Origin of the sequence: Variovorax sp. KBW07, assembly GCF_003852515.1 — a bacterium.
Taxonomy (GTDB): domain Bacteria; phylum Pseudomonadota; class Gammaproteobacteria; order Burkholderiales; family Burkholderiaceae_C; genus Variovorax.
Map to the genome: position 1 here is coordinate 1 of NZ_QAJK01000187.1, position 7,634 is coordinate 7,634.

2 protein-coding genes are annotated in these 7,634 nt (G+C 70.1%); both read right to left on the reverse strand.

Features of this window, described 5'->3' with window-relative positions; genetic code table 11:
- Nucleotides 1-210 precede the first annotated feature (210 nt).
- Nucleotides 211-5,799, reverse strand: a complete 5,589-nt coding sequence (locus DBV14_RS30360; RefSeq protein WP_124465184.1) for a filamentous hemagglutinin N-terminal domain-containing protein — start codon at nt 5,797-5,799, stop codon at nt 211-213.
- Nucleotides 5,800-5,824: 25 nt separating this feature from the next.
- Nucleotides 5,825-7,537, reverse strand: a complete 1,713-nt coding sequence (locus DBV14_RS30365) for a ShlB/FhaC/HecB family hemolysin secretion/activation protein (RefSeq protein WP_124465186.1) — start codon at nt 7,535-7,537, stop codon at nt 5,825-5,827.
- Nucleotides 7,538-7,634 lie beyond the last annotated feature (97 nt).

Genomic DNA, 7,634 nt, shown 5'->3' on the forward strand with positions numbered 1-7,634 from the left:
AGAGCGGTCGTTGATCGGCCAATGCGAGACCTGCGCCCTCGTGCGAGTGGCATCGGGTGCTTCCCGCAGCGAAATAAAGGAGGAGCGAAGCGGGGGACATTCGCGGAGGGAAGTACCCGGTGTCATTCGCACGCGCCCCGAATGACCCCGCACCCGCTCCCGCTCCCAAACATCAGCGCCAAGAACAGGCGACGAACAGCCGACACGACCTCAGAAGTCCGCACATCCGTTGCGCTTCTCGGTGTCCACGCAACTTGACAGGTTAGGCCGCGAACGCACCCGCGACCACTCCCGCGCCAGCACATCGCCCCCCTGCGCCGCCCGGTCGCCTTCCAACGGACCGGTGGCAAAGCAGATCGGCGGCGGACCCATGTTGCGGTCGTACAGCCACGTGCTCGGCATCTCGCGCAACGCGTCAGGCCTCGGCAAGTTTGGCAACCCCGTCACCAGCAGGTTCCCCGGTATCACGTTCACCGCATAGCCCTCCGCTGAAATGAAGCTCCCGCTGATCGGGTACAGCCCCTGCGGACTCGACGGCACCGCGGGCGACGCCAGGCTGCCAAAGAAGCCCGCCCCCGTGTCGCCAAGGATCAGCCCCGCGATGCCGTAGCTGAACAACGGATTCGGATAACCGAACGGCCGGCTCACATTGCCGATGATCACCGTCGCCGTCGGTTGCTGCGCATAGATGAAATGGTTCGCGCCCGCCGGAATGCCCACCGAGCACAGGCCCGAGTACGCGCAGTGGTACAGGTTCGGGTACAGCCCCGAGCCCAACAGCCCGCCGCGCGTTTCGCCGACCCACGTGTCGGCCCACACCCGCCACGGCGCGCCGCCGATCGTGTACGCGCCCAGGTTCTGGAAGCGCGACGCCGCCACCAGGTCGGTGCCGTTCGTGCTGCTCACGTTCGCGCCCAGCAACAGGTCGCCGGACAGCGTGCGCACGAACACCGTGTCGGCCGCCATCGAGGTCGCCGACACGACCTGCGGTGCATTGCCGGCCGCGTCGTAGCCGACGACCGAGACCGACCCCAGCTGCACCGTATCGACATCGACATAGCGGAACGCACCCGCCGCACCGCCGCCGACCGTCGCGGCGCTGACGTTGTTCGCTGCCTGGTCGAGCAGCACGCTGCCGCCGGTGGAGCGCGCCATCAGCGTGCCGGCCACGATGGCCGCGTCGCTGGCCTGCGTGATGTTGCCGCGCGACAGCAGCCCGAGCTTCGGCGCCGTGACCGCGCCGCCCAGATGGATGTTGCCGCCGCCTTCGTTCTGCAGCGTGAGCGCCGACGACACGGTCAGTGGCGCGACCACGTTGATGTCCACCGCGTGCGCGTTGCTGCCGGCCACGATGTTGGGCGCATCGAACCGCGTGAACTCGGCCGCCGACACCGCGAAGCCCGTGGAGGCCGTGCCGCCCAGCGTGATCGGGTTGGCCGTGCGGTCGCTTGCGTTGCCGGCCGTGTCCACGCCACCGGGACGCAGCCCGAGCACATTGCCCGCGCGCACCGTGCCGTCGATCACCAGCGCGTCGACCGCGCCGCCGTTGCTCGCGCGCAGCACCACGTTGCGGTTGCCGTCGACACGCGCCGCCGGTTGCGTGCCCCCCGCGATGGTGACGCCCGCACCGCCGGATTGCGATTCGCCGGTGATGTCGATGTTGCCCGCGCCCAGCGTGGTGACGAGCGCGTTGTTGGCAATGAGCACGCCGCCCGACGTGTCGCCGGCCTTGCCCGCGGCCGCGAGGCCGCGAATGTCGATGTCGCCATCGACGGTGCGGACCAGCGCATTGTTGATCTCGACCCCTTGCACGGTCACGGTCCCGAAGCTGGTCGACACCGGACCACCGACACCGACGATGCGCACGTCGCCACCCGTCGTGCGGATCTGGCTCGTCATTGCCGTGCCGTCGCCGATGAGCACGCCGGCGCCCTGCGGGCCGGTGCCCGAGACCGACACGTCGCCGGTGGCGGTCTGGATGTCGACGCCGTTGAATTCGACCGTCGCATCGGTGCTCGTGAAGAAAGGCAGCGTGCGCTTGCCGGTGATCTGCACGAAGCCGCCGGGGCCAGCGTCGCCCAGCGCCGTGGTGCGCGTGTCGATCGTGGTGTTGTTCAGCGCGATGGCCGGGTTGCCCGACCCGTCGCCGGCGGCATTCATCGTGACGTTGCCGCCGTTGGTGAGAATCTGCCCGCTGAACAGGATGCTGGTAACGAAGCTGCTGCCCGCGCCATTGGCATTGAAGACCACGTCGAGCGGTCCGGTGGCGGAGCGGATGATGGTCGGCGCAAAGACGCAGGGAATGCTCGGGCAGACCGGCGCGTTCTGGCCGATGGCGTTGTTGGCATCGAGCCTGAAAGTGACGGGCGCGGCGCCGACGGTGCGTTCGATCACCACGCCGCTGTCGAAGTTGATGTTGCCCTGGTCCGTCCCGGCGATGCCGGTGGTGATGGTCACGCTGGTGCCCTTGTCGAGCGCCGCGTTGATGTCGCCGTCCTGGATGGTCGAGGTGCCCAGTGGCACGAAGGGGTTGGTGGGCAGCGGCGTGCCGCCGGTGCCGTGCGCAATGGTCACGTCGAAGGGATCGATCAGCCAGGTGCCCGCGGCGCCCATGGGGGCCGATGCATCCACGCGCACGCCGCGCATCTCGAAGTTCTGCGCCGAGGTTTCGATGAAGCCTCCGTTGCCGCCCGCCGCGCCGCCGCGTGCCGACAGGCTGCCGTAGGCACGCAGGCTCTTGCCGGCGACCACGCTGATCTTTCCGCCGTCGCCCACCGGCGATGCGGCGTTGGCTTCGAGGCTGGCGTTCTGGCCCAGGGCGATGGCGCCGCTGTTGGCAACGCCTTCCACCGCCGTCGCATCGATGCTCACGCTGCCGGCCTTGCCCGCGCCGCTGCTGTCGATGCGCGCGAGGTCGCCCTGGCCGTCGACCACCACGTTGCGCCCCTTGATCTCGATGCTGCCGCCATTGCCGGTGGTGCTCGCGGTGCTGAGCACCGGCGTTGCCGGCGTGCCCGTGGCCTCGCCGGTGTAGACGATGGCCACGTCGCCGCCGCGGCCGTCCACGGACAGGCGCCCGCCTTCCACCGCCAGCCCCTTGCCGGTGGCGCCGAGCACGCCGACGGCGTACGCATCGGCATTGCCGGGCGTGACGACCGGGTTGCCCGCCTTGTCGTTGACGATCGCGAAGCCCTTGCTGCCCGCGGTGCCCGACACGTCGATCTGCCGGCCCTTGCCCGCCACCACGCTGCTCGAGGCAATGACGGTGCCGTTGCCTGCCGAGAAGCTGGAGCCGATGACGTTGCCCTCGGCATCCTCGGCGTTGGCGGAGCGCGTGAGGAACTCCGCGTTGCCCGGCGCCGTGGTCATGCCGAAGACATCGCCGCCGCGCCCATCGATGCGCACGTTGCCGCCGGTGGCCACGTTGGCGCCCGTCAGGTTCACGCCGACGCCGCCGCCCTGGGCCGGCTGGGTTTCGGTTCCCGTGGGCGCACCGAAGTAGTTGCCGATGGGATCGCCCGGCGCCCAGCTGCGCGAACTGCCGACCAGCGCGATGGTGCCGCTGCCCGATTGCAGCGTCGGAGCGAGCGGGCCCGTGGCCTCGCTGGAGAAGGGAACGACCGCCACGCCGGCCGAGCCGACGCCGCCCCGGCCGTCGACCGTGATGTCGCCGGCCCCGGTGGTGAGCGAGCCGCCGCGGATGACCACGCCGGAACCGCTCAGGAAGACGGCGCTTTCGGTGGGCCGGATGGTGGCGCCCTGGCCGCGCAGGCTGATGCTGCCGCTGCCGGTGCAGCCAGGCCCCACCGCGCAGGTGGTCAGCGTGCTGTTCGCCAGGCCGATGCCCGCTGCCGGCGTCACGCCGCCCGAGAACTCGGACGGGTCCACGGTCACGGCGCCGATGGCGCGCCCGTTGACCGCATCGCTCTGGCCGTAGAAGCGGATGTTGCCGCCGCCGGTCGCGATCGATGCGTCCTGCAGGGTGATGGTGCCGTCGCGCCGCACGGGGTCGTTGGCGACGCCGATGGCCGGTACTTCCGCCGGCGGCGTGCCCTTCGAATCCGCATTGAAGTCGACATTCAGCGCGCCGGAATCCGACCGGATCGACGACCCCGCGGCCATGGCGATGTTGCGCTGCGAACTGACGTTGAACGTGGCGGTGCCGCCCTCGGACTTGACGACCTGCGCGCCCTTGTCGAACACGATGCCCACGCCGCCCTGCTCCAGCTTGCCGCCGACCAACGTGCCGGCGCTGCTCTCGAGCGTCACGTCGGTGCCGCGGCCCAAGGCGCCGCCGATGGCCGAGGCGCTCACGCTGGACGAAGACGCCACGGCCGGGAAGGCATCGGGCACGTAGCCCGGCACCTCGTTCTTCACGTGGAGGTCGAGCACCGAGACCACGCGCCACTTGCCGTTGGCGCCGCCGTCGGCACCGCCGCGCGCATCGACGATGGCGTCAGCACCCACTTCGAGCGAACCGCCCGAGACGCCGCCGATGACCGTCACCTTGCCGCCGTCGCCGCTGCCCATGCCCTTCGCTTCCAGCGTGCCCGACAGGTGCGCGGTGTCGCCGCCGAAGCCGATGCTGCCGCCCTTGCCGCCGGCCGATGTGGCGTTGGCCCGCACGACGGCGTCGGGCGACATGGTCGCGGCACTGCCGCCGATGAGCGTCACGTCGCCGCCGCTGCTGCCGCTCGCGTCGATCCTTGCGCCGTCCACCCGCAGGCGATCGGCCACGACACGGACGGTTCCTCCCGCCACGCCGGCTTCGGTGCCCGTGACATCGAGCGTGCCGGCCAGGCGAATGGTGTTGGCCGATGCGTCCAGCGAGCCCAGCAGAATCTCGCCGCCGCGCTCGGCCGTCAGCGAACGCGCCTGCAGCACGCCGCCCTGGTTGACGACGACCTCGCTCGGGTTCATCGAGCGGGACAGCAACTGGATGCGTCCGCCATCCGCCATGACCGTGCCGTCCGCGGTGTTCTCGACCAGCGCGGTCACCGCCTTGTTGGTGGAGGGAATGCGGAAGGTGGTGAGCCCGTCGCCCATCGGGTCGACGACCATGACCACCTCGCTGCCCGACACCAGCCCCGCCGTGCCGCGCGCCACGTTGAGCGTGCCGCTGTTGCTGACCTTCGCGCCCATCAGCGCGATGAGCCCGCCGGTGCCGGCCTCGCCCTGGCCCGCGGTAATGCGCGCGCCTTTTTCCACCGTGATGCCCGCCGTGCTGTCGGCGGCGCCGCTGAACGGCATCTCCATGAGCTGGGTGGTCGGGTTGAGCACGCCGCCGGCCATGAAGGTGTCGTTGCGCGCCTTGAAGTTGTCGTTCGCGCTGCCGGCAATGTCGAGCGTGGAGGCCACCAGCCCGCCCACGTTGACCGACGACTTGCTGCCGAAGAGCACGCCCGAGGGGTTGACCAGGTACACGTGGCCGTTGGCCGTGAGCGAGCCCATGATGCGCGACTCTTCCCCGCCCACCACGCGGTTGAGCAGCACGCTGGTGGCGCTCGGCTGCTTGACGATGACGGCCGAGCCGAAGGGCACGCCGAAGGTGTTCCATTGCGCGATGGCGCGGTTCGACGACTGCAGGATGTTCAGCGTGGTCGCGCCATCGGGTGCCCGCGTCATGCCCGGCACGCAGGCGCCGCCCATGGCAAGGCACACGTTGCCGGCAATCTGCGCAAAGCCCGTGGGCAGGGTCTGCGCGAGCGCGGGCGCCAGGCCCATGCAGGCCAGCGAAAGAGCGAGCGGACGCAGGCGCGGATGACGGTGCGGATGAAGGATGGGGCCGCGTGATGTCATGGGGAAACCTTCAGCATGGGTCGGGTCAGAACGCCTTGACGAGTTGCACGAACAGGCGCGGGTTTCGCCCGCCGCCATCGGTCTGCGCCGGCGGGGTGCCGGCGCGCCAGGCCAGCGTCGCGTTGATCGAGAAATTGCCCGGCCGCGACCAGCTCAGGCCCACGCCGTAGCCGCGCAGGCTGTGGCTGTTGGCGCCGTCGTAGGGCGTCGGGTTGCGCACGGTCTTTCCGCGTGCGGCGTCGTAGAACAGGAAAGGCGTGAGCTCTTCATTGAGCGACCAACGCCACTCGGCCGTGCCGATCAAACCCTGGTCGACCAGCAGTTCGCCCGAGGGGTAGGCGCGCACGGCGCGCGCGCCGCCGAGCGCGAGCTTTTCCGACGCATCGAGGTTCTTGCTGGCCCACTGGCCGCCGAGCGAGAGGTACAGCGAATGGCGCGGCACGATGGCCTGCAGGCGCGACAGCTGGAAGCTGAGCTTGGTGAAGCCGCCCTCGGTGCGGTGGCCGCCCAGCCCTTGGTCGAACTCGCGGCTCTGCGCATCGCGGATCGAGAGATTGCCGTGGTACAGCGTGCCCGAGCTGGCCCAGTAGCCGCCGCCCAGCAGCTCGTCGCGGCGCTCCCAGGTCCAGCCCACGCTCAGGCCGTGCACCCGCTTGCGCGCCGAAAACTCCGCCGCGCGGATCTCGTCCGTCAGGTCCTTCACGTCGACGCCGAAGCGCAGGAACAGGTTCTGCTGGCGCTGGCGGATCAGCGGATAGTTGAGCGAGAAGTCGAGCACGTTGGCGCGCCCCTGTGCTTCGAGCTCGGCAAACTGCCCACCGAGCTCGTAGCTCACCCGCGACAGGCCCACGCCCGCGCGCAGGCCGCTGGTGCCGATGGGCGCCTCGTAGGCAATGCGGCCGAACTGCAGCGCGTTGTTGTTGGACACCATGACGCGCATGTCGAGGTTGTCGCCGATGCCCAAGGGGCTGAGCCAGCGCGCGGTGCCGCCCACGCGGTAGCGGCCCGACTCCTTGGTGCCGTGGTTGTCGGCTTCGGCCGTGAAGGCCCAGCGCGGCGCGGCCACCACTTCGACCGACAGGTCGGTGGTGCCGGCCTGCGCGCCTTCCTGCAGGCCCGACGACACCTTGAGGCCGGGCTGGTCGGACAGCAGCAGCATCGCGCGTTCATAAGCCGGTGCGCTGACGGCTTCGCCGGGTTGCAGCGGCGCCAGAAAGCCGCGCACGCGCGCCTCGGCAATGGGCGCATCGGGCGCGACGACGACATCGACCTTGCCGAGCCGGCCTTCGATGACGCTGATCTCGACGATGCCGTCGCGCACGGTCTGCACGGGGACGATGGCCTGCGCAAGAAAGTAGCCACGGTCCTTGTAGCGCGCGGTGATGGCCTTGGCGAGTTCTTCGAGGTCGCCGAGGGTGACGTCGCGGCCGATGTAGGGGCCGGTGATTGCCTGGAGTTCTTCGTTGCTGAGGGCCTTGACGCCGTTGAGGCGCAGGTCGGTGAGCTTGAACGAGGTGCCGGGGGGGCGCGGTGGCGCGGGCAGGCTCTGCGGTGCAACGGCGCCGGTGGCCTGGGCAATGGGCCGGTCGCAGGTGCCGCAGGGGTCCTGGGTAGGCAACAAGGTGTTGTTGCCGTCGGCATCGGCGGCGTGGGTACGCTGTACGGTTGCCAGCAAGGCCGCGCCGACAAGGGCGGTGATGGCGAGGGCAATGGGCGTGGTCCGTTGAAGAGCGCGCATGTCAGTGCTCCACCGCGCGTTGTGCCGCGGGTTGCTTGTGTTCTTGTTCGAGGCGCTGTTGCCTGGGGCGGGTTCGGGTGCGGGTGCATTCGGGGCG

Coding starts and splice junctions, on each gene's coding strand:
- DBV14_RS30360 (WP_124465184.1), bottom strand. CDS start 5,799: ATGACATCACGCGGCCCCATCCTTCATCCGCACCGTCATCCGCGCCTG.
- DBV14_RS30365 (WP_124465186.1), bottom strand. CDS start 7,537: ATGCGCGCTCTTCAACGGACCACGCCCATTGCCCTCGCCATCACCGCC.